The 21,028-nt window shown below is 61.7% G+C and carries 15 protein-coding genes and 10 tRNA genes; 6 read left to right on the top strand and 19 right to left on the bottom strand.

Annotation, left to right across the window (positions count from 1 at the left end):
* Window positions 1-7: 7 nt before the first annotated feature.
* Window positions 8-1,180 (top strand): lytic transglycosylase domain-containing protein, encoded by a 1,173-nt coding sequence (locus PAN08_RS04635; protein ID WP_269791168.1) that lies wholly within the window; start codon window positions 8-10, stop codon window positions 1,178-1,180.
* Between the two features lie 319 nt (window positions 1,181-1,499).
* Here the strand turns inward: PAN08_RS04635 and PAN08_RS04630 are convergent, their stop codons facing one another.
* From PAN08_RS04630 to PAN08_RS04555, 16 genes are all read right to left on the bottom strand, one after another.
* Complete coding sequence (locus tag PAN08_RS04630) at window positions 1,500-3,473, bottom strand: peptidyl-prolyl cis-trans isomerase (protein WP_269790326.1); 1,974 nt, start codon at window positions 3,471-3,473, stop codon at window positions 1,500-1,502.
* Between the two features lie 129 nt (window positions 3,474-3,602).
* Window positions 3,603-3,679, bottom strand: a tRNA-Asp gene (locus tag PAN08_RS04625).
* 63 nt (window positions 3,680-3,742) lie between these two features.
* A tRNA-Asp gene (locus tag PAN08_RS04620) sits at window positions 3,743-3,819 on the bottom strand.
* A 79-nt stretch (window positions 3,820-3,898) separates the two neighbouring features.
* Window positions 3,899-3,975: transfer RNA gene (locus tag PAN08_RS04615), tRNA-Asp, on the bottom strand.
* A gap of 28 nt (window positions 3,976-4,003) precedes the next feature.
* Window positions 4,004-4,078: transfer RNA gene (locus tag PAN08_RS04610), tRNA-Val, on the bottom strand.
* A gap of 12 nt (window positions 4,079-4,090) precedes the next feature.
* Window positions 4,091-4,363 carry an HU family DNA-binding protein gene (locus PAN08_RS04605; RefSeq protein WP_057633166.1) on the bottom strand — a complete coding sequence of 91 codons (273 nt, stop codon included), beginning with the start codon at window positions 4,361-4,363 and terminating at the stop codon, window positions 4,091-4,093.
* A gap of 211 nt (window positions 4,364-4,574) precedes the next feature.
* Window positions 4,575-7,031 carry an endopeptidase La gene (gene lon, locus PAN08_RS04600; protein WP_269790325.1) on the bottom strand — a complete coding sequence of 819 codons (2,457 nt, stop codon included), beginning with the start codon at window positions 7,029-7,031 and terminating at the stop codon, window positions 4,575-4,577.
* A gap of 144 nt (window positions 7,032-7,175) precedes the next feature.
* The gene (gene clpX / locus PAN08_RS04595) at window positions 7,176-8,465 is read right to left on the bottom strand and encodes an ATP-dependent Clp protease ATP-binding subunit ClpX (RefSeq protein WP_269790324.1); all 1,290 of its coding nucleotides are present in this window, start codon (window positions 8,463-8,465) and stop codon (window positions 7,176-7,178) included.
* A 126-nt stretch (window positions 8,466-8,591) separates the two neighbouring features.
* Complete coding sequence (clpP, locus tag PAN08_RS04590; protein WP_269790323.1) at window positions 8,592-9,218, bottom strand: ATP-dependent Clp endopeptidase proteolytic subunit ClpP; 627 nt, start codon at window positions 9,216-9,218, stop codon at window positions 8,592-8,594.
* Between the two features lie 67 nt (window positions 9,219-9,285).
* Complete coding sequence (gene tig / locus PAN08_RS04585; RefSeq protein WP_269790322.1) at window positions 9,286-10,581, bottom strand: trigger factor; 1,296 nt, start codon at window positions 10,579-10,581, stop codon at window positions 9,286-9,288.
* A gap of 176 nt (window positions 10,582-10,757) precedes the next feature.
* Window positions 10,758-10,842 (bottom strand) — tRNA-Leu (locus tag PAN08_RS04580).
* 103 nt (window positions 10,843-10,945) lie between these two features.
* A tRNA-Lys gene (locus PAN08_RS04575) sits at window positions 10,946-11,021 on the bottom strand.
* A 113-nt stretch (window positions 11,022-11,134) separates the two neighbouring features.
* Window positions 11,135-11,210 (bottom strand) — tRNA-Lys (locus PAN08_RS04570).
* A gap of 81 nt (window positions 11,211-11,291) precedes the next feature.
* Window positions 11,292-11,368 (bottom strand) — tRNA-His (locus PAN08_RS04565).
* A 34-nt stretch (window positions 11,369-11,402) separates the two neighbouring features.
* Window positions 11,403-11,479: transfer RNA gene (locus tag PAN08_RS04560), tRNA-Arg, on the bottom strand.
* Between the two features lie 45 nt (window positions 11,480-11,524).
* A tRNA-Pro gene (locus tag PAN08_RS04555) sits at window positions 11,525-11,601 on the bottom strand.
* 139 nt (window positions 11,602-11,740) lie between these two features.
* Between PAN08_RS04555 and PAN08_RS04550 the strand changes: the two genes are divergently transcribed.
* On the top strand, window positions 11,741-12,502 hold the full coding sequence (locus PAN08_RS04550; protein ID WP_269790321.1) for a Bax inhibitor-1/YccA family protein: 762 nt from the start codon (window positions 11,741-11,743) through the stop codon (window positions 12,500-12,502).
* 304 nt (window positions 12,503-12,806) lie between these two features.
* On the opposite strand, the gene PAN08_RS04545 is transcribed toward PAN08_RS04550, so the two are convergent.
* The 3 genes from PAN08_RS04545 to grxC all read right to left on the bottom strand — a co-directional run bounded on the left by PAN08_RS04545 (window position 12,807) and on the right by grxC (window position 14,634).
* Window positions 12,807-13,811, bottom strand: a complete 1,005-nt coding sequence (locus tag PAN08_RS04545) for an isocitrate dehydrogenase (RefSeq protein WP_269790320.1) — start codon at window positions 13,809-13,811, stop codon at window positions 12,807-12,809.
* 137 nt (window positions 13,812-13,948) lie between these two features.
* Complete coding sequence (locus PAN08_RS04540) at window positions 13,949-14,344, bottom strand: carboxymuconolactone decarboxylase family protein (protein ID WP_269790319.1); 396 nt, start codon at window positions 14,342-14,344, stop codon at window positions 13,949-13,951.
* Window positions 14,341-14,634 carry a glutaredoxin 3 gene (gene grxC, locus PAN08_RS04535; RefSeq protein ID WP_269790318.1) on the bottom strand — a complete coding sequence of 98 codons (294 nt, stop codon included), beginning with the start codon at window positions 14,632-14,634 and terminating at the stop codon, window positions 14,341-14,343. Before grxC ends, PAN08_RS04540 begins: the two co-directional genes overlap by 4 nt.
* 89 nt (window positions 14,635-14,723) lie before the next feature.
* Between grxC and PAN08_RS04530 the strand changes: the two genes are divergently transcribed.
* The 4 genes from PAN08_RS04530 (at window position 14,724) to ppk1 (ending at window position 20,743) form a co-directional block, all read left to right on the top strand.
* The gene (locus tag PAN08_RS04530) at window positions 14,724-16,442 is read left to right on the top strand and encodes a M48 family metalloprotease (protein WP_269790317.1); all 1,719 of its coding nucleotides are present in this window, start codon (window positions 14,724-14,726) and stop codon (window positions 16,440-16,442) included.
* Between the two features lie 114 nt (window positions 16,443-16,556).
* The gene (gene phoB, locus PAN08_RS04525) at window positions 16,557-17,246 is read left to right on the top strand and encodes a phosphate regulon transcriptional regulator PhoB (RefSeq protein ID WP_057633157.1); all 690 of its coding nucleotides are present in this window, start codon (window positions 16,557-16,559) and stop codon (window positions 17,244-17,246) included.
* A 78-nt stretch (window positions 17,247-17,324) separates the two neighbouring features.
* Window positions 17,325-18,665 carry a phosphate regulon sensor histidine kinase PhoR gene (phoR, locus tag PAN08_RS04520; RefSeq protein ID WP_269790316.1) on the top strand — a complete coding sequence of 447 codons (1,341 nt, stop codon included), beginning with the start codon at window positions 17,325-17,327 and terminating at the stop codon, window positions 18,663-18,665.
* Window positions 18,662-20,743, top strand: a complete 2,082-nt coding sequence (ppk1, locus tag PAN08_RS04515) for a polyphosphate kinase 1 (protein ID WP_269790315.1) — start codon at window positions 18,662-18,664, stop codon at window positions 20,741-20,743. The genes phoR and ppk1 overlap by 4 nt, the downstream gene beginning before the upstream one ends.
* Window positions 20,744-21,028: the final 285 nt, after the last annotated feature.

Genomic DNA, 21,028 nt, shown 5'->3' with positions numbered 1-21,028 from the left:
GCTGGGCATGTTGCTCGGCGTCAGTAGCGCATCCAGTGCCCAGGCGCTGCCTGCCAGCGCCGGCCTGTCCCAGAACGTCGCAGCGCTCGGCGCCTTGCCGATCGATCCTGCCTCGCTGCCGCCCGCCACCACCCGCAATGGCCGCGAGATCTTCGCCAACTTCCGTGACGGCCTGGCCGCGCCGCAGTGCGATGCCGACGCCACCAGCGCCCGCTGGCGCAAACAGTTCGCGCACGCCCCCTCCCGCTTGGGCAATGTCGAAGACGATGCCTTACCGCTGTTCGGCTATGTGGTCGACGAGCTGCGCGCTGCCAACCTGCCCACCGAATTCGCGCTGATTCCGTTCGTCGAAAGCGGCTATCGCCCGGGTGCACGAAATGCCAGCGGTCCCGCTGGGTTGTGGCAGTTCATCGCCACTACCGCACGCAACCACCGCGTGCCGATGGAAAAGGGCTATGACGGCCGCCTCTCGGCCGTGGATTCCACCCGCGCAGCCGTGCGTTATCTCAAGACCCTGCACGGCATGTTCGCTGGCGACTGGCAATTGGCGGTAATGGCTTATAACGCGGGCGAATACCGCATCCTGCAGGCGCTGCGTCGCGGCGGCATGAACGCACAGAACGCGAGCGCAGCCGAGCTGCCTGGCCTATCCCCAATCACCTATGCGTATGTGGAAAAGCTGCACGCCCTGGCCTGCGTCCTGGAACAGGCAGAGAAAGAGCCAGATCTGATGGCGTCGCTCAACCGCCCGGTGCCGATCCTCAAGGGCCACACGCTGCCGGCCAACACGTCGCTGGCAAGCTGGTCGGCACAGAACGCACTGGATCCGTCCCGCATCGCACGCCTCAATCCCGCACTGACCAGCCCACGTGGCGGCAGTCGCGTGCTGGCACCCGCCTTGATCGGTGACGGCAGTGAGCCTGCAGCCGAACCATTGGTCACCCTGGCCGAAAGCAACGCATCTCCTGCGTCGCGCCCGACCATCGCAACACCTGCTCGGGCACGTACCGTTGCATCGACCAACAATGCCCGCCGCCACACCGTCCGCAACGGCGAATCGGCCTGGACCATTGCCCGTCGCTATGGCATCTCGGTCAAGACATTGCTGTCATTCAATGATCTTGAAGCCAGCGCGATACTCCGCCCAGGCATGGTATTGAGGTTTGAAGACGTGCGCTGATAGCTACCGCCTGCAAGCACCGTTAAAAGCCCGGCCATGCGCCGGGCTTTCTGTTTTCTGGCCCGTCAGGTCGCCGCGCCTGCACAGGAGTGGCGTAAATCGCAGAACCGCAAATTCAAACCGCCCACATCGTGCAGTTGCCAACGGCACCAGCAGTCATAGACCTCGTCCGCTTCACGGTCGAGGTCACTCCTACCGCAGGATGGTGCGGTGATGGAATTCCAGCGAAGCCTGCTCCGTATCCGCTCCCGGCAGAATATTCACTCAACAAAAAACCCGGCCAATGGCCGGGCTTTTCGTTCTAATCAGCTCCCAAAGATCAGAGCTGGGATTCCTGCACCTGCACCTTGAAGTGCTTGCGCATGCCGTCAACGTAAGCCTTGGCTGCTGCGGCACCGTCAATCTGGCTGAGCTGCTGCTTGAGCATGGCCTGCTGCGGCTCTGGGACTTCGGCGATATTGCCCGGCGTCACCTTGGTTACGGCGAACACCGCATAACGCCCGTCTTCCATCGCGACCTTGCCATAGGTGGGCTTGTCGGCAGCAGCCGGTGGCGCAGCGGCAAACACTGCCTGGTTGGCGGCAGCGGTCGGCATCGGTGCACCGCGCGGCAAGCCCGGGACCGGCAACAGCTGCAGCTTCTCTGCCGGCGCCAGCGCCTGCAGGGTCTGGCCTTCCTTCAACTTGGCCAGCAGCGCGTCAGCCGCTTTGTTCTGGGCTTCCTTGGCGCGGTTGGCACGCACGGCAGCAATCACCTGCTCGCGCGCCTGAGCCAGCGGCGTAGCCTGCTCCGGCGTATGCGAGGTGACGCGGATCATCACACTGTGGTTCGGCGCGATCTCGATCGGATCGCTCACCGTGCCGTCTTCCACCAACGTTTCGGAGAAAGCAGCCTTCAGCACGGCCGGATTGGTGGCGATGCCATTGGCGGTTGCGTGGGTGAACGGCCCCAGCGTCTGCACAGGCAAGCCCACTTCCTTGGCAGCCGGCTCCAGCGCGGTCGGGTTCTTGTAGACCAGGTCGACCAGACGGCCGCTCAGGTCATTGAAAGCACGCTCGGTGTCCGCCTGCAGCTGCTCTGCTGCCAGCTGGTCACGCACTTCCTCGAACGAACGGCCTTCGCCGCCCTTGATCTCGCGCAGCTGCAGCACGTGGTAGCCGAACTCGGTCTTGACCGGGCCAACGATCTCGCCAGCCTTCATCGCAAACAACGCGTCCTCGAACGGCTTGACCATCACGCCTTTCTGCACCCAACCCAGATCGCCGCCACCCGCCTTGGAACCGGCGTCATCCGAATTGGCCTTGGCCAACGCGGCGAAATCGGCACCCGGCAGCTTGGCATCGGCAGCCAGCTTGTTGGCCTTGGCCTCCGCTGCCTTCTGCGATGCTTCATCGCTGCCGGCAGAGATCAGGATGTGCGAAGCCAAGCGCTCGTCGGCGCTGACAAAGCGTGCTTTCTCTTCTTCATAACGGCTGCGTAGCGTGGCCTCGTTGGCCGCAGCAACTGCAGGCATACTCGCGGCATTGAGTTCGACGTATTCAATCGTCACCGCTTCGCGCTGCAGGAAGTCCTTCGGGTGCGCGTCATACCACTGCTTGATATCCGCATCGCTGACCGCTGCGGTATCGGCTTCGGCCACCGGAAGCAGCGCGAATTCGACATCACGCGTTTCACCCAGCAGCTTCAACAGACGCTCAGCCTCACCCTTGGTGGTAAAACCCGACTGTGCCAGCGCGGTCGGAATGATCGACTGCTGCAGGCTGGTACGCACCAACTGCTCGAACATCGCCGGGGTGCGCGGCGGCATGCTCTGCGCCAGCGCCATCTTGTATTGATCCGGGTCGAACTTGCCGTCGCGCTGGAAGGCAGGAATACCCGCGATGTACTCACGCACAGCGGCATCACCAATCACGATGTGCGCCTCTTCGGCGGCCAGGCGGACCACCTGCTCATCGATCAGCTGGTCCAGCACGACGCGCTTGTTCTCGGTGCTTTCAAACTCGCGCGGATCGAAATTTTCGCCCTGCTGTTCACGGGCATCCATGCGCGCCTGTTCAAAACGCGTGCGGAATTCATCAACGCTTACTTCGTGATGGTTCCACAGGAAGGACATTGGCCACCATGACGGTGCCGAGCGCCACCATGACGGCGGTGCCGAAACCTTGGCCACGTTCTGCGCACCGACACCACCGAGGTAGCTGTTGTCGATCACGAACAGGAACGGAATCATCAGCAGGCCCATGATCACCGTAACGATCCAGCCTGAGGTCTTGTCGCGAAGTTTCTGCAGCATGGGAAAAATCAGGGCCTATTGGCGAGCCGGGCAGTGTAACCCGCTTCCCGCCTGAGTCCCAACTGGGCCACAGCCGGGTACGGCCCAAAGAAAAAGCCCCCGGCTTACGCCGAGGGCTTTTGAGACAACTGGCGGAGCGGACGGGACTCGAACCCGCGACCTCCGGCGTGACAGGCCAGCATTCTAACCAACTGAACTACCGCTCCGAGTTTTGACTCGTCCACCACCGGCGAACCGATGATGCGCATTCCGAGGAATGGCTGGATAAATGGCGGAGCGGACGGGACTCGAACCCGCGACCTCCGGCGTGACAGGCCAGCATTCTAACCAACTGAACTACCGCTCCGCATTTAACCTGGTTTGTTTTCTCTCACCCAAGGGCTTGAGAAAACAACGCCCCCGATTGCTCAGGGGCGTGTATGAAGTGGCGGAGCGGACGGGACTCGAACCCGCGACCTCCGGCGTGACAGGCCAGCATTCTAACCAACTGAACTACCGCTCCACTTCTAACGCTTTTACTCGTGATGCTTTGGTGGGTGCTGAGGGTTTCGAACCCCCGACCCTCTCCGTGTAAGGGAGACGCTCTACCGCTGAGCTAAGCACCCCCGGTGAGCCGCTTAGTTTACAGCGTCCTTAAGGGCTTTACCAGCCTTGAACGCAGGATTTTTTGCAGCAGCAATCTTGATCTCTTCGCCGGTCTTCGGGTTGCGACCGGTGCGCTCTGCGCGCTCGCGAACCTGGAACGTACCGAAGCCAACCAGAGTCACCGTCTCACCCTTCTTCAGGGCCTTGGTGATCTCGGCGATGACTGCGTCAACCGCACGGCCAGCTTCAGCCTTGGACAGGTCAGCAGCGCCGGCAACGCCGTCGATCAATTCGGTCTTGTTCATTCTGTAAAACTCCCTATGCGGTACATCCGCGGAATAGTTTGGATGGTCACCGCACGTCTTGCGAAAGACAACGATGACCGGAAGATCATGCAAACACGTCACCCATGAATCAGTAGGCACGTGAGTGGCACTTTTATACCAGCGCCCCCCTACCCGTGCAAGCTGAAAAGCCAGCAATGACGCGGGTTTCAAGGCATTTTGCGTTCACACTTCAATGCTTGACGCGCGTAGTAGGAGCTGCCTTGGCCTTGCCTCGCACCGTGACACGCTGCGCACTCTTACGTGCTTTCTTCGGTGCCAGCGGCGACTCCAGTGCGATGTCCAGCACTTCGTCGATCCATTTCACCGGCACAATCTTCAAGTCGCGAGTAACGTTGGCAGGGATGTCGACCAGATCCTTACGATTCTCGTCGGGAATGATGACGGTGCGGATGCCGCCACGCAGCGCGGCCAGCAACTTCTCCTTCAACCCGCCGATGGCCGTGACGCGACCACGCAGGGTGATTTCACCGGTCATCGCCACTTCCGCCTTCACCGGCACCTTGGTCAAGGTGGAAACCAGCGAGGTCACCATCGCGATACCCGCACTCGGGCCGTCCTTCGGCGTAGCGCCATCGGGCACATGCAAATGCACGTCGTGCTTCTGCAGGAAGTCCACATCGATGCCCAAGGCTTCGGCGCGGGCACGCACCACCGACAACGCAGCGGTCGCCGACTCCTTCATCACGTTGCCCAGCTGGCCGGTCAACGTCACCGCACCCTTGCCCGGGATCAACGTCGATTCGACCTGCAGCAGTTCGCCACCCACTTCGGTCCAGGCCAGGCCGGTCACCAGGCCGATTTCGTTCTCGTCCTCGGCACGGCCAAAGTCGAAGCGACGCACGCCCAGGTACTTGTCCAGGTTCTTGGCATCAACCACCACCAGCGCCTTGGGCTTTTTGGCGCCCTTCTTGACCGCCTTTTTCACAGGCTGCGGGCCAGCCAGGGCAAGTTCCTTGACCACCTTACGGCAGATCTTGGCCACTTCGCGCTCAAGGTTACGCACACCGGATTCGCGCGTGTAATAGCGCACGATGTCGCGGATGGCATCTTCCTCGATGACCAGTTCTTCAGCCTTCAAACCGTTGGCCTTGAGCTGCTTGGCCGCCAGGTAACGCGTGGCGATGTTGAGCTTCTCGTCTTCGGTGTAACCCGGAATGCGGATCACTTCCATGCGGTCCAGCAGCGGACCAGGAATGTTCAGCGAGTTAGATGTCGCAACGAACATCACTTCGCTCAGGTCCAGGTCCACTTCCAGGTAGTGATCATTGAATGCGTTGTTCTGCTCGGGATCGAGCACTTCCAGCAGCGCCGAAGACGGATCGCCGCGGAAATCCATCGACATCTTGTCGATTTCATCGAGTACGAACAGCGGGTTCTTGCTGCCGACCTTGTTGAGGTTCTGCACGATACGGCCCGGCATCGAACCGACATAGGTACGGCGATGGCCACGGATCTCAGCCTCGTCGCGCACACCGCCCAGCGACATCCGCACGAATTTGCGGTTGGTGGCCTTGGCGATGGACTGACCGAGCGAGGTCTTGCCTACGCCCGGCGGCCCTACCAGGCACAGAATCGGGCCCTTCATCTGCTTCACCCGCGACTGCACCGCGAGGTATTCAAGGATTCGATCCTTGACCTTGTCCAAACCGTAATGGTCGGCGTCCAACGTGTCCTGCGCGGCCTTCAGATCCTTGCGAACCTTGGTGCGCTTTTTCCATGGCACGCCCAGCAGCCAATCCAGATAGTTGCGCACCACGGCCGCTTCGGCGGACATCGGCGACATCTGCTTGAGCTTGTTGAGTTCAGACTTGGCCTTGGTTTCCACTGCCTTGGGCATGCCGGCTTCAGCAATCTTGCGTGCCAGTTCGTCCAACTCACCGGGTGCGTCGTCCAGGTCACCCAGCTCTTTCTGGATGGCCTTCATCTGCTCGTTGAGGTAGTACTCGCGCTGGCTCTTCTCCATCTGCGATTTGACGCGGCCGCGGATGCGCTTTTCCAGCTGCTGCACGTCGATTTCGCCATCGACCAGGCCGACCAGCATTTCCAGTCGGTCACCGACCAACAGGGTTTCCAGCAGCTTCTGCTTGTCGGCCAGACGCACACCGATATGTGCGGAGATGGTGTCAGCCAGACGCGCTGGCTCTTCAATGCCGGCCAAGGTCTGCAGCAACTCCGGCGGCAGCTTGCGATTGGTTTTGACGTACTGCTCGAACAGCGACATCAGCGAGCGAGCGATCGCCTCGATTTCGCGTGACTCACGCGCCTCTTTGGCTTCGATTTCGGTGCCGTGGCCCTGCAGCGCGCCGTCCTGCTCATAGACCTTGTCCACGCTCACACGCGACAGGCCTTCAACCAGCACCTTGATGGTGCCATCGGGCAGCTTCAGCAACTGCAGCACCTGCGCCAGCGTGCCTACCGTGTACAGATCGTCCGCGGTCGGGTCGTCGGTCTCAGCGGACTTCTGAGCCACCAGCAGGATGCGCTTGTCCGCTTCCATGGCGCGCTCCAGCGCCTGCATGGACTTGTCACGTCCCACGAACAAGGGGATGACCATGTGCGGGAACACCACCACGTCGCGTAGTGGCAGGACCGGCAGGTCGAGAACTTCGAGTTGGGACTGGGCCATGGGGGCGGGCTCCGCAGATATCAGGAAAGGCCAAATAAAAAAGCCGATGGCCCCGTTATGGGGCCATCGGCGAGGTGTTGCAAGAGGCGCCGGAAGCTGAACGTGAACAGGCAATAGCCCAATTCATGCCCGGCTGCTGCAGGCTCAGTCGCCGGAAGCGGCCTTGGCCGGTGCCGGCGGTGTTTCGTAGATGATGTACGGCTCGGATTTGTTCTCGATGACCGACTCGTCCACCACCACCTTGCTCACATTTTCCTGAGACGGCAGTTCGTACATCGTGTCCAGCAACACCGATTCAACGATGGTGCGCAGGCCACGGGCGCCGGTCTTGCGCTTGAGCGCCTTCTTGGCAATGGCCGACAACGCGTCCGGACGGAATTCCAGCTCAACGCCCTCCATCTCGAACAGCTTCTTGAACTGTTTAGTAATGGCGTTCTTGGGCTCGGTCAGGATCTGGATCAACGCAGGCTCATCCAGCTCCTCCAGCGTCGCCACCACCGGCAAACGGCCGACGAACTCCGGAATCAGACCGAACTTGATCAGATCTTCCGGCTCAACTTCAGCCAGTACCTTGCCGATTTCCTGCTTGCGCTCAGCACTCTTCACCTTGGCACCGAAACCGATGCTGCTGCTATCCGAAGAGCGCTGCTGAATCACCTTGTCCAAACCAGCGAACGCGCCGCCACAGATGAACAGGATGTTCTTGGTGTCCACCTGCAGGAATTCCTGCTGCGGATGCTTGCGACCGCCTTGCGGCGGCACGCTGGCGACAGTGCCTTCGATCAGCTTCAGCAGTGCCTGCTGCACACCTTCGCCGGACACGTCACGGGTGATCGACGGGTTCTCGCTCTTGCGCGAAATTTTGTCGATTTCATCGATATAGACGATGCCCTGCTGTGCCTTTTCGACGTCGTAGTCGCACTTCTGCAGCAGCTTCTGGATGATGTTTTCAACGTCCTCACCGACGTAACCGGCTTCGGTCAACGTGGTGGCATCGGCCATGGTGAACGGCACATTGAGCAGGCGCGCCAGCGTCTCGGCCAGCAGCGTCTTGCCCGAGCCCGTCGGCCCGACCAGCAGGATGTTTGACTTGGAAAGTTCGACGTCGTCGCTCTTCTGACGGCTCTCGATACGCTTGTAATGGTTGTAAACAGCAACCGCCAGGGTGCGTTTGGCGCGATTTTGGCCAATCACATACTGGTCCAGGACCTCCAGGATCTCGCGCGGCTTGGGCAGCGAACTGCGTGCCGACTGCGCCTTTTCCTCAAGCTCCTCACGGATGATGTCGTTGCACAGCTCCACGCATTCATCACAGATGAACACGCTCGGGCCCGCGATCAGCTTGCGTACCTCATGCTGACTCTTGCCGCAGAACGAGCAGTACAGAATCTTGCCGCTGCTGTCCCCGGAACGACCTTGCCGGTCTTCGCTCATGCTTCGCTTACCCAGTTGCTCCCCCTCTGATCAGGGGGTTCGAATTCGAGAATAGCACAGGGCCGGAGAGACATCAGTCTCGTTCCGACCCTGCAAAAAATGCCGTGTTTTCGGCCACTTGCATCGTCAGGCCGGCTGGATCGAGTCTTCCGAACGGCGCTCCAGCACCTGATCCACCAAACCATACGCCACGGCGTCCGCCGCGCTCTTGAAGTTGTCACGCTCCGTATCGCGCGCGATGGTCTCAAGCGACTGGCCGGTGTGCTTGGCCAGCACTTCGTTCAGGCGCGAACGCAGCGTCAGAATCTCACGGGCATGAATGTCGATGTCGGTAGCCTGACCCTGGAAGCCGCCCAGCGGCTGGTGGATCATCACTCGCGAATTGGGCAGCGCATAACGCTTCCCGGCCGCACCGGCCGACAGCAGCAGCGCACCCATCGAGGCGGCCTGACCAACGCAGATGGTGCTCACGTCCGGCTTGATGTATTGCATGGTGTCGTAGATCGCCATGCCGGCGGTGACCACGCCACCGGGCGAGTTGATGTAGATGCTGATGTCCTTTTCCGGGTTGTCCGCTTCCAGGAACAGCAACTGCGCCAGCACCACGTTGGCCACGTGATCATCGATCGGGCCCACGAGGAAAATCAGGCGCTCTTTCAACAGGCGCGAATAGATGTCATAGGCGCGCTCGCCGCGGCTGGTCTGCTCGACCACCATCGGAACCATGTTCAATGCTTTGGTTCGGTTGTCCATTTCGTGAGGCACCCATTCTTGTGAGGACACACCCCGCGCCGGAGCGCGGGGACGTAACGCCCGCCGATTACTGGCGGATGGCTTCCTGGAACGACAACGCCTGCTCGGTGTGCTGGGCACGCTCGGCAATCCAGTCGATGACCTGCTCTTCCATCACACGGTTCTGCAGGCCAGCCATAAGCTGGGGATCATTGCGGTACATCTCAATGACCTGATCCGGCTCTTCGTAGGTGGAAGCAATCAGGCGCATGGTTTCGTTCAGACGCTTGGGATCCAGGCGCAGCTCGTTCTTGCGGGCCACTTCGCCGACCAGCAGGCCGACCAGCACGCGCTTGGCAGCCGCATCCTTGAAGCCCTCATGCGCGTCGGCCGGGACCTGACCCGGGTTGCCGCCCTGACGGCGGATGGCTTCTACCTGCTGGGCCAGCATCGAACGGGCTTCGTTCTCAACCAGACGCGGCGGCAGCTCCACCGAGGCGTATGCAGCGATGAGCTGTTCGCCGACTTCGCGGCGCAGACGGTTCATCAGCGCGCCCTTGAGCTCGCGCTCCAGGTTGGAACGGATGTCGGCGCGGAACTGCTCAACATCACCATTTTTGACGCCGAAGCTCTTGATGAAGGCGGTGTCCACTTCCGGGACTTCCTCTTCGGAAACCTCGGTGGCCTTGACCGTGACCTGGACCGTCTTGCCGGCCAGTGCCGGCACGCGCCAGTCAGCCGGGAACTCGACGTCCAGGGTCTTTTCTTCGCCCTTGGCCAAACCGACCAGGCCCTGCTCGATCTGCTCGAACATCATGCCCTGGCCGATGATGATGGTGCCCTTCTCGCTGCCTTCCGGCGGCAGACGCTCATCGCCAGCCTGCGACCAGGTTTCCAGGCCGACCAGGTCGCCTTCCTGGGCACCACGGGTGACCGGCTTCCAGGTCCGACGCTGCTGGCGCAGGTTGGTGATCATCTGGTCGATGTCGGCATCGCTGATTTCAGCGGTGTGGCGCACCACGGTCAGCTTGGTGACGTCGACGTCACCGAAGTCCGGGATCAGCTCGACCGTGGCCACGAAGTCGAATTCGCCCTCGCCAGCCTTGTCGATACGCGGGTTGCCGGCGATGCGCAGTTCGTGCTCGCGCAGGGCAGTATCGAAAGTTTCACGCAGCAGGCCGTCCATCGCCTCGGCACGCACCTGCGGCCCGAAACGCTGTTCGATCACCTTGGCCGGCACTTTGCCCGGGCGGAAGCCCTTGATCCGTGCGGTACGCGAGATTTCGCCCAGACGGCCATTGATGTGGCTCTGCAGACGGTCTTCCGGCAGCGAGAAGCTCAGGCGGCGTTCCAGGTTGCCGGTGGATTCGATCGAAGCTTGCATGTGGACTCCTGCCACCGGAGGCATTTACCCCGGCACGATGTGATGGTTGAAACGGTTGTGAGTAGCGGGTCTGCGCCGCAGCCCTTTAGTTTGGCCGATATCGCCCGTCACCGCCAGCAGTGGCTGGCATGCAGTGACAACAGGGAGCGCCCTGGGCGGGCAGACAGACCGGGCAATGGTGCGAAAGGGGGGACTCGAACCCCCACGCCTTGCGGCACTGGAACCTAAATCCAGGGCGTCTACCAATTCCGCCACTTTCGCAAAGCCGGTTCAGATCGCCATTGTTGCAGGCATGTCCGCAAAGCGGAAGCCAACTACACGACGGATAAAGAAAAGCCACCGGATCGCTCCGATGGCCTCAAATTGGTGGGCTGTCAAGGATTCGAACCTTGGACCTATTGATTAAGAGTCAACTGCTCTACCAACTGAGCTAACAGCCCTGAAACTCTGGGTCCGGATTCTACACCGTAAGGTGATTTCCGCACCAGCCCAAAACACCGGGCTTACATAAAAAGGAAAAAGCCAGCAGGTTCCCCTGCTGGCTTTTTTGATTTGGTGGGCTGTCAAGGATTCGAACCTTGGACCTATTGATTAAGAGTCAACTGCTCTACCAACTGAGCTAACAGCCCTGAAAATCAGGGGACGAATATTACCGCACCCTTCTTTTTTTTGAAACCCCGGATTTCACACCGTTGTTTCTTTTTGTTCAGTGGGGTGGCTGAGGGGATTCGAACCCCCGACCACCGGAATCACAATCCGGTACTCTAACCGACTGAGCTACAGCCACCACTGAAAACAACCTACCTACCGCTTGCACCAATTGGTGCGCCCGACAGGAATCGAACCTGTAACCGCCGGCTTAGAAGGCCGGTGCTCTATCCAGTTGAGCTACGGGCGCTCTGAACCGGATTGTCGCAATCCAACGCGCATTGAGTGCATCGGATGGTCGGGGTAGAGGGATTCGAACCCCCGACATCCTGCTCCCAAAGCAGGCGCGCTACCAGACTGCGCTATACCCCGGCGGTGAATCTCTCGGGTTGCCCCGCGAAGTCGACTATTGTCGGAACTACGGCCGAATCTGTCAACGACAATTTTCACTTCGATGGATGCGGGTATGCTTTTGCGCTGTACCTCCTTACAACCCGCCATGGAGCACGGCATGCGCAGCGGCAATCCAGCCCTTTCCGAATCAACTTTCCTCGATCTTGGCACCGGCAGCGTGGTCGCACGCGGCGCCGATGCGATGACGATCAACGGCACCGTCAGCAAGACCAGCATTCTGCTGCTGCTTGCCGTGATGACCGCCGCTTTCGCCTGGAACAACACGCTCACCGACACCGGCGAGTTGGCCGCTGCCGGCCGCCTGTATCTGTGGGGCGGCATGATCGTCGGCTTCATCCTGTCACTGGTGACGATCTTCAAGAAGACCTGGGCACCGGTCAGTGCACCGCTGTACGCGCTGGCTGAAGGCTTTTTCCTTGGCTCGATCTCAGCCATCTACGAGGCCCGCTTCAACGGCATCGTATTCCAGGCAGTGATTTTGACCTTCGGCACCCTGTTCGCGCTGTTGTTCGCTTACCGCAGCGGGCTGATCAAGGCTACCGAGAACTTCAAGCTGGGCGTTGTCGCTGCAACCGGCGGCATCGCACTGGTGTACCTGGCCACCATCGTGCTGGGCATGTTCAACATCCAGATTCCTTTCATCCACGAATCAGGCCTGATCGGCATTGGCTTCAGCCTGTTCGTGGTGGTAATCGCGGCGCTGAACCTGGTGCTGGATTTTGACTTCATCGAAAGTGGCGTGGAGGCTGGCGCACCGAAGTACATGGAGTGGTACGGCGCATTCGGTCTGATGGTCACGCTGGTGTGGCTGTACATCGAGTTCCTGCGGCTGCTGTCGAAGTTGCAATCGCGCAATTGAGTTAGAGGCATCACGCAAGACACGAAGGGCGCCGCGAGGCGCCCTTTTTGTTGGCAGCGCGCGGACTCGCTACAGGACTGGAGGGAGCGCGGCGTAATACCCCCCTGTATCTGGACGAACTGAGGCATGCACCACCGGGGCTTCATCTCCGCCCGTGCTTCTGAACGACCGACTCCAATCATTACTGCGCAACCCTCTCCTTTGCCGCTGGCGAAAAGAGAGTCGAACCTGACCTGACCTGAAACAAAAACGGAGCGCTTGCGCGCTCCGTTTCGTGTGCTTTCCGGCTGTGACAGCGATGCGATCAGACGCGGCTGGCGATTGCCTGAGCGAAGCCCATGGTGGTGCCGGTGCCGCCGAGGTCGCCGGTCAGCGAATCCTTGGCTTCCATCGTGGCGACGATGGCCTTGCGCAGGCGCTCAGCGTTCTGCGGCTGCTCAACGTGATCCAGCATCTGTGCCGCTGCCAGCATCAACGCAACCGGGTTGGCCTTGCCCTGGCCGGCGATATCCGGCGCGGTCCCGTGCACGGCTTCGAAGATGGCTGCTTCAGCGCCGATGTTGGCACCCGGGGCCAAGCCCAGGCCGCCGACCAGACCCGCACACAGGTCGGAGATGATGTCGCCAAACAAATTGGTGGTGACCAGGATGTCGAACTGTTCCGGGCGCATCACCAGCTGCATGCAGGCGTTGTCGACGATCATTTCCTGGAATTCGATTTCCGGGTAACGCGCGGCGACTTCGCGGGCAACGTCCAGGAACAGGCCCGAGGTCGACTTGATGATGTTCGCCTTATGAACGGCGGTGACCTTCTTGCGGCCGGTGCTCTTGGCCAGTTCGAAGGCGTAACGCACGATGCGCTCGGAGCCCTTGCGGGTGATGCGAGTGCCGGAGAACGCGGTCTCGCCGTCGGCCGACACTTCCTGGCCCTCGGCAAGGTAAGCGCCTTCGGTGTTCTCACGCACCGTGATCATGTCGATGTTCTCGTAACGCGACTTGGTGTTCGGGAACGAGATAGCCGGGCGCACGTTGGCGTACAGGTCGAACTGGCGACGCAGGGCCACGTTGATCGAGCTGAAACCACCACCGACCGGCGTGGTCAGCGGGCTCTTCAGGGCAATCTTGTTCTTTTTGATCGACTCCAGCGTGGTCGCCGGGATCAGTTCACCGTGCTTTTCCAGCGCGACCAGGCCCGCATCTGCGAATTCGTACTGCAGCCCGGTGCCGAGCTTGTCGAGCACGAACAGGGTTGCGTCCATGATTTCCGGGCCGATGCCATCGCCACGGATGACGGTGATTGTCTGCGTCATTTTCTTGGTATTCCGAACAGGGAGGAGGGAAAGCGCCCGTCCGGCTGGGTGCCCGGATACCGGCGCGTTGTAAACAGTTTCAACTGTCAATTATGCCTGATCCGGCCCCCTCCCCCCAACTGGACCAAGGTCTGGGTTCAGCCGTGGTCGTGCCCCGCCGGCGCTTCGGCCGCGCCGGTTTCGAGCTGATCCAGGAAGTCCACCGCCCTACGCAGGTGCGGAATGACGATCGAACCACCGACCACCAGGCCCACCGAGAAGGTCTCGAAAAACTCCTCCCGACTGACCCCGGCGTCCTTGCACTGGGCCACGTGGTAGCTGATGCAATCGTCACAACGCAGCACCATCGAGGCGACCAGGCCCAGCAGTTCCTTGGTCTTCACGTCCAGCGCGCCAGCCTGGTAGGTCTGGGTGTCCAGCGCAAAGAAGCGCCGGACCACTTGATTGGGCTCGGCCAGAATGCGCTGGTTCATGCGCTGGCGGAATTCAGTAAATTCGGCCAGGCGGTCCTTGTCGGTCGGCTCGCTGCTCATGCGCCCTGCCCGGCCATCAACGGCTCCAGCTTGCCGGCGCGGTGCAGCGCCATCATGTCGTCATAGCCACCCACGTGGACGTCGCCCACGAAGATCTGCGGCACGCTGGTGCGACGGGTACTGGCCATCATCTTTTCGCGCGCAACCGGGTCCAGGTCGATGCGCACCTCGGTCCATGACTGGCCCTTGCTCTTCAGAAAGTTCTTGGCCGCCACGCAGTACGGGCACACTGCGGTGGAGTAGATGGTGATCTCCGGCACGCCAGTGCCGCGATTGGTCTCGTTGCTCACAAGGAAACTCCTGACTGGAAACAATGTCTATATATGGTAGCGGTCGGCTGGTTTTTCGACGCTATCAACAGAACACTGCGAATTAACCTGTGCTTCACATCGCTTACTGTCTTCCCCGTCATTCTCCGCCCAGCCTTTTCCGGAGCCATCACTTGCGCATGCTTCTGCTTGCCACCGCCGTCACTCTGGCCGTGGCCATCCCGCCGTCCTTCGCCGACGACACCAAGCTGCCGGACATCGGTTCGTCAGCCGGCGAGCTGTTGACCCCGGCGCGCCAAGCCGAGTACGGCGGCATGATGCTGCGCGAGCTGCGCAACTACGGTTACCTGCTGGACGACCCGCTGGTGAATGACTGGCTCGGGACCATGGGTACGCGACTGGGCTCCAACAGCGCCCAACCGCAGCAGAAGTACACCTTTTTCATGATGAAGGACCGGCAGATCAACGCCTTCGCCACGCTGGGCGGCTATATCGGCATGAACGCCGGGCTGGTGCTGACCGCCGAGCGCGAGGACGAAGTGGCGGCCGTGCTGTCCCACGAAATCGCCCACGTCACCCAACAGCATGTGCTGCGCGGCGTGGAGCGCGCGCAGCGCGACCAGATTCCGATCCTGCTGGGCATGCTGGCAGCGGTAGTCGCCGCGCAACAGGCCGGTGGCAACTCGTCGGGCGATGCCACGATGGCAGCCATCACCTCCGGCATGGGACTGATGCAGCAACGCCAGATCAACTACACCCGCTCCAACGAATCCGAAGCCGACCGCCTCGGCATCCGCACATTGGCCCGCAGCGGCTACGACGTGGACGCGATGGCCGGCTTCTTCGAGCGTATGTCCGCAGCCATGCGCGGCAACCAAGGCGGTTACTCGACTCCGGATTTCCTGCGTACCCACCCGGTCAACATCACCCGCATCAGCGAAGCCAAAGCCCGTGCCGAGCAGATGAAAAAGGACACGGTGCTGCTGACCACGCAGACCCCAACGGGCGTCCGCCAGGAGCGGGTCAACCCTTCCGAGCCCGACACCCGCCGCGACCCGCTCGGCAACCAGGGCAACCCGCTGCTGCCAGCCGGACTGCAACTCACCCTGCCCGATGCCGGCTTGCCACGCGGCGTGACCGGACTGTTCGACTGGGCCCGCGAACGCCTACGCGTGCTCAGCGCCCCCACACCGTCGGACCTGGTACGCGAATACGAAAATCTCAAGCGCAGCCAGAAGAATGGTCTGACCGATCCGCAACGCTATGGTGTGGCGATCGCACGCCTGCGCGACGGCGGCGTGGCCACTGCACAGGCTCTGCAGGAACTGCGACAGCTGCAGTCCGAGTACCCGGACAACCTCTGGGTCGCCCTGGCGCTGGGCGAAGCCGAATCCCGCAGCGGCCAGCATGCCGAGGCCAACCGCCGCTTCGATGCCCTGCTCAAGCGCCTGCCGCAGAGCCGGCCGGTGGCATTGACCTACGCAAACGTCCTCAACGAGCAAGGCGGCCAAGAAGCTGGCAAACGCGCCCAGGCGATGCTGCGGCCGCTACTGGCCAGGAACAGTGACGACCCGGTACTGCAGAGCAGCTTCGGGCGCGCCAGCGAACTGGCCCGCGACCCCACCCGGGCCAGCGAGGCTTATGCCGAGGCCGCCTATCTGAACGGGCGGCCGGAACAAGCCTTGATCCAGTTCCAGGCATTGCTCAAGCAGCCGACGCTGGATTACGTGAGCCGCGCGCGGGTGGATGCACGGATCGAATCGATCATGCCCTCCGTGCTGGAAATGCGTCGCCTGGGCCAGCGTGACCCGGATATGTCACGCGACTGACCGCATCCTGCATGGCTGGCAACCGCTACGTTCACCGGATGTCACAAACCGGTCATCAAACCGTAGTCTACTGAGCGCACTCCCCCGCTTGATGGGCTCTACGGTAGCCACGACGTGCAGAAACGCATCCTGATTGTCGATGACGAACCCGCGATCCGTGACATGGTCGCTTTCGCCTTGCGTAAGGGCGAGTACGAGCCGGTGCATGCCGGCGACGCACTGGAGGCCCAGACCGCCATTGCCGACCGCGTACCGGACATGATCCTGCTCGACTGGATGCTACCCGGCACCAGTGGGCTGGAACTGGCCCGGCGCTGGCGCAAGGAGGCACTGACCCGCGATGTGCCGATCATCATGCTCACCGCCCGTGGCGAAGAGAACGACCGCGTCGGTGGCCTGGAAGCAGGCGTCGACGATTACGTGGTCAAGCCGTTCTCAGCACGCGAACTGCTGGCGCGCATCCGGGCCGTGATGCGTCGCACCCGCGACGATGACGAAGACGGCAGCGTTGCCGTTGGCAGCATCCGTATCGATGGCGCCGCGCACCGCGTGTTTGCCGGTGATGTGCCGGTGCCGATCGGGCCGACCGAATACCGCCTGCTGCATTTCTTCATGACGCATCCCGAGCGCGTCTACACACGTTCGCAGTTGCTCGACCACGTGTGGGGCGGCAGTGTCTATGTGGAAGAACGCACCATCGACGTACACATCCGTCGCCTTCGCAAAACGTTGGAACCCTTTGCTGCTGAAGACATGGTGCAAACCGTACGTGGTGCCGGCTATCGCTTCTCCGCTTCCACCTAGCCCGCCAGTTCCGCTTCCTGCTTGATGCTATAACCCGGGTTCCTCCTGCCAGTTCCACTGCAACACCCCGAGAGCGCAATGCCCCGTCAATTCAGATCCGCCTGGTTGAAGACACTGGCCACCGTGGCCGTGCTGTTGCTGTTGGCCGGACTGTTGGGATTGCTGATGGGACACCCGGCGCTGGCCGTGGCGTTGGCTGCGCTGGCGGTATTGACGTGGCATTACTGGCGCTTGCGGCAGGTGTTGTCGCGGCTTACCGCACGCCAACGCTGGGAAACCTCCGAAGGCACTGGCGTCTGGAATGAACTGGACCGGCTGCTGTACCGCAATCAGCAGGAAATGCGCACGCGCAAACGGCGCCTGATCGACATGCTGCGCAGCTACCGCGCCGCTGCCGCCGCGCTGCCGGATGCGGTGGTGGTGGTAGATCGCAACACGCAGCGTGTGCAGTGGTTCAACGAAGCCGCCACCAGCCTGCTCGGCCTGCAGCACCCCGTCGACATGGAAGCTGCGCTGGTCGAACGGCTGCAGCCGCTGCCGCTTGCGCACTGGCTGGCCGGCGGCCGCAATGCCGAACCCATCCTTGATGCAAACTCGCCGGTTGACCCCGGCATCCGCCTGCATCTACGGCTGATTCCGTACTCCGATCACCATTGGCTGCTGGTGGCACGTGATGTCACCAAGCTGCTGCACCTGGAACAAGTGCGCCGCGACTTTGTTGCCAATGTCTCGCACGAACTGCGCACGCCGTTGACTGTGGTGCACGGTTATCTGGACATGATGGAGCCGGAGGATTTCCCCGATACCGGCCCGATGCTGTCGGAGATGCGAAAGCAATCACAGCGCATGGCGCAACTGGTCGAAGACCTGCTCACTTTGTCGCGTCTGGAATCACAGCAGCACACCGAGCTGGAAACGGTGCCAATGACTTCGATGCTCGCATCACTGCGACGCGAAGCCGAGGCCCACAGCCAAGGCCGCCATACCATCACGGTTGAAGATACCGCGGGCGTGGACCTCGCTGGTTCCAACAAGGAACTGCACAGCGCGTTCTCCAACCTGCTCACCAACGCCGTGCGTTACACACCGGCCGATGGCCGTATCTCACTCAGCTTCACCCGCGAAGGCGAAGGCGCTGTGCTGTCGGTGACCGATACCGGTTACGGCATCCCGGCCAATCACCTGCCGCGCCTGACCGAGCGCTTCTACCGCGTGTCCAGCAGCCGTTCGCGTGAAAGCGGCGGCACCGGGTTGGGGCTGTCCATCGTCAAGCACATCCTTGGCCTGCACCAAGCCCGGCTGGACATCCGCAGCGAGGTAGGCAAAGGCAGCACGTTCGCCTGCCACTTTGATGCCGAGCATGTACGCCCGCGCAGCTCCACCTCCACGACCGCCCCCACGGAAGACTTCCCGGCATGAACCCTCCCGCCCCTGCACCCGTTGTCATCGCTTCCGATCCACTGCGTGACCCGGCGCTGTACATCAACCGGGAGCTGTCTCAGCTCGACTTCAACTTCCGCGTGCTGGCACAGGCGATGGACGAACAGGTACCGCTGCTCGAGCGCCTGCGCTTCCTGTGTATTTCCTGCACCAATCTGGATGAATTCTTCGAGATCCGCGCTGCTGCCGTGCGCCACGCGCAGGAGTTCGGCCTGCCGCCGGCACCGGATGGCATGAGCCCGCAGGCAATTCTCAACGCCATCCATGACCGCGCCGCCGAGCTGGTGGACCAGCAGTACAGCTGCTGGAACGAAGTGCTGCGTCCGGCGCTGGCCGATGCCGGCGTTGGCATCCTCGCGCAGCGGTCATGGACGCCGCGCCAGCGCCGCTGGCTGCGCGCCTATTTCCGCAACGACATCATGCCGGTGCTGTCGCCGCTGGGGCTGGACCCGTCTCATCCGTTCCCCAAGATCCTCAACAAATCACTGAACATCGTCGTCGTGCTCAAGGGCACCGATGCCTTTGGTCGCACCGGCCATCTGGCGCTGGTGCGTGCACCGCGCTCGTTGCCACGCATCATTCAGCTGCCCGAATCACTCGGCGGCCCGCAAAATTTCGTGCTGCTGTCGGCGGTGTTGTCGACCTTTGTCGATGAGCTGTTCCCAGGCATGGAAGTCCAGGGCGCCTATCAGTTCCGCGTCACCCGCAACTCCGAACTGGTGGTGGACGAAGAAGAAGTCGAGAACCTGGCGCTGGCATTACGCGATGAGCTGGTTGACCGCGGTTATCGCCCGGCGGTGCGGCTGGAAATCGCGCATGACTGCCCCAAGCCCATCATGCAGACGCTGCTGCAGAACTTCGGCCTGCCGGAAAACGCTGCGTATCGCATCAACGGCCCGGTCAATCTCAACCGTGTGATCCAGGTCTACGATCTGCTGCAACGGGCAGACCTGAAGTACCCGCCGATGGTACCGCGCGTACTCAAGACGCCCGAGGGCATCTTCGCGATGGCCGCGCGCAACGACATCCTGATGCACCATCCCTTCGACTCGTTCAGCACTGTGCTGGAGCTGATCCGAGAAGCGGCGGTGGACCCGAACGTGCTGGCAATCAAGCAGACGCTGTACCGCACCGGCAAAGATTCCGGAATCGTGGAAGCGCTGATCCTGGCCGCGCGCAACGGCAAGGACGTGACCGTGGTAGTCGAGCTACGCGCGCGTTTTGATGAAGAAGCCAACCTCGGCTTGGCTGACCGCCTGCAGGATGCTGGCGTGCAGGTGGTCTATGGCGTGGTCGGTTTCAAAACCCACGCCAAGATGCTGCTGATTGTGCGTCGCGAAGGCCGCAAGCTGCGTCGCTATGTACACCTGGGCACCGGCAATTACCACAGCGGCACCGCCCGCGCGTACACCGATCTGAGCCTGATCACCGCTGATGCCGACATCGGCAACGATGTGCACCTGCTGTTCCAGCAGCTGTCCGGGCTGGCGCCGAAGATGAAACTCAAGTGCCTGCTGCAGTCACCTTTCACCCTGCATCCGGGCCTGATCAACCGTATCGAGCGTGAGACCAAACTGGCACTCGCCGGCAAACCGGGCCGCATCATCGCCAAGATGAACGCCCTCAATGAGGCGCAGGTGATCCGCGCGCTATATGCGGCCTCGCAGGCCGGCGTACAGATCGACCTGATCGTGCGCGGCGCCTGCACCCTGCGCCCGGGCGTGGAAGGCGTGTCGGACAACATCCGCGTCCGCTCCATTGTCGGCCGCTTCCTGGAGCACAGCCGCGTCTATTGGTTCGGCAACAACGGCGCGCCGGAACTGTATTGCGCCAGCGCCGATTGGCTGGAACGCAACCTGCTGCGCCGGGTGGAAACCTGCTTCCCGATCCTGGACAACGACCTGGCCCGGCGCATCTACCGCGACGTGCTGCAGAACTACCTGGACGACAACCTCAACGCCTGGGAACTGCAGGCCGACGGCCGCTACCACCAGTGCGAGCCGGCACCGGGGCAGCCCCCGCACTCGGCCCAGCAAACACTGCTCGAAGGGTTGTGACAGCTGGCGTGAGGGAGAGGTAGGCGTGAGTGAAGCGGAGTGAGGGGTGAGCAAGGGCAATCGCCACGGCATCCCCGCTCCTTCCCGACTCTCCCCTCACTGCGTGAATGCGGAGCTGAAGCAGAAGCGCAGCATGCAACGGCAGACACCTTCCCTCTCTTCCGTGCGGCAAAGGGAGAAGATCGAAACGTCTTCACGCCACAGACTGGCCGCTCCAAGGCTGTGCCGAAAGCCCCGGCGGACCGCGAAGGTCGGCGTGGTTGCCGTGGCGATTGTCACTGCTCT

It is taken from the genome of Stenotrophomonas sp. Iso1, assembly GCF_027497995.1.
Lineage (GTDB): Bacteria > Pseudomonadota > Gammaproteobacteria > Xanthomonadales > Xanthomonadaceae > Stenotrophomonas.
Note: the sequence above shows the minus strand (reverse complement) of the source record. Positions and strands in the feature narration are given on the sequence as shown.

Coding starts and splice junctions, on each gene's coding strand:
- phoR (WP_269790316.1), top strand. CDS start 17,325: ATGCCCCGTCAATTCAGATCCGCCTGGTTGAAGACACTGGCCACCGTG.
- tig (WP_269790322.1), bottom strand. CDS start 10,581: ATGCAAGCTTCGATCGAATCCACCGGCAACCTGGAACGCCGCCTGAGC.
- PAN08_RS04630 (WP_269790326.1), bottom strand. CDS start 3,473: ATGCTGCAGAAACTTCGCGACAAGACCTCAGGCTGGATCGTTACGGTG.
- PAN08_RS04635 (WP_269791168.1), top strand. CDS start 8: ATGTTGCTCGGCGTCAGTAGCGCATCCAGTGCCCAGGCGCTGCCTGCC.
- lon (WP_269790325.1), bottom strand. CDS start 7,031: ATGGCCCAGTCCCAACTCGAAGTTCTCGACCTGCCGGTCCTGCCACTA.
- ppk1 (WP_269790315.1), top strand. CDS start 18,662: ATGAACCCTCCCGCCCCTGCACCCGTTGTCATCGCTTCCGATCCACTG.
- clpX (WP_269790324.1), bottom strand. CDS start 8,465: ATGAGCGAAGACCGGCAAGGTCGTTCCGGGGACAGCAGCGGCAAGATT.
- PAN08_RS04545 (WP_269790320.1), bottom strand. CDS start 13,811: ATGACGCAGACAATCACCGTCATCCGTGGCGATGGCATCGGCCCGGAA.
- PAN08_RS04605 (WP_057633166.1), bottom strand. CDS start 4,363: ATGAACAAGACCGAATTGATCGACGGCGTTGCCGGCGCTGCTGACCTG.
- PAN08_RS04550 (WP_269790321.1), top strand. CDS start 11,741: ATGCGCAGCGGCAATCCAGCCCTTTCCGAATCAACTTTCCTCGATCTT.
- PAN08_RS04540 (WP_269790319.1), bottom strand. CDS start 14,344: ATGAGCAGCGAGCCGACCGACAAGGACCGCCTGGCCGAATTTACTGAA.
- clpP (WP_269790323.1), bottom strand. CDS start 9,218: ATGGACAACCGAACCAAAGCATTGAACATGGTTCCGATGGTGGTCGAG.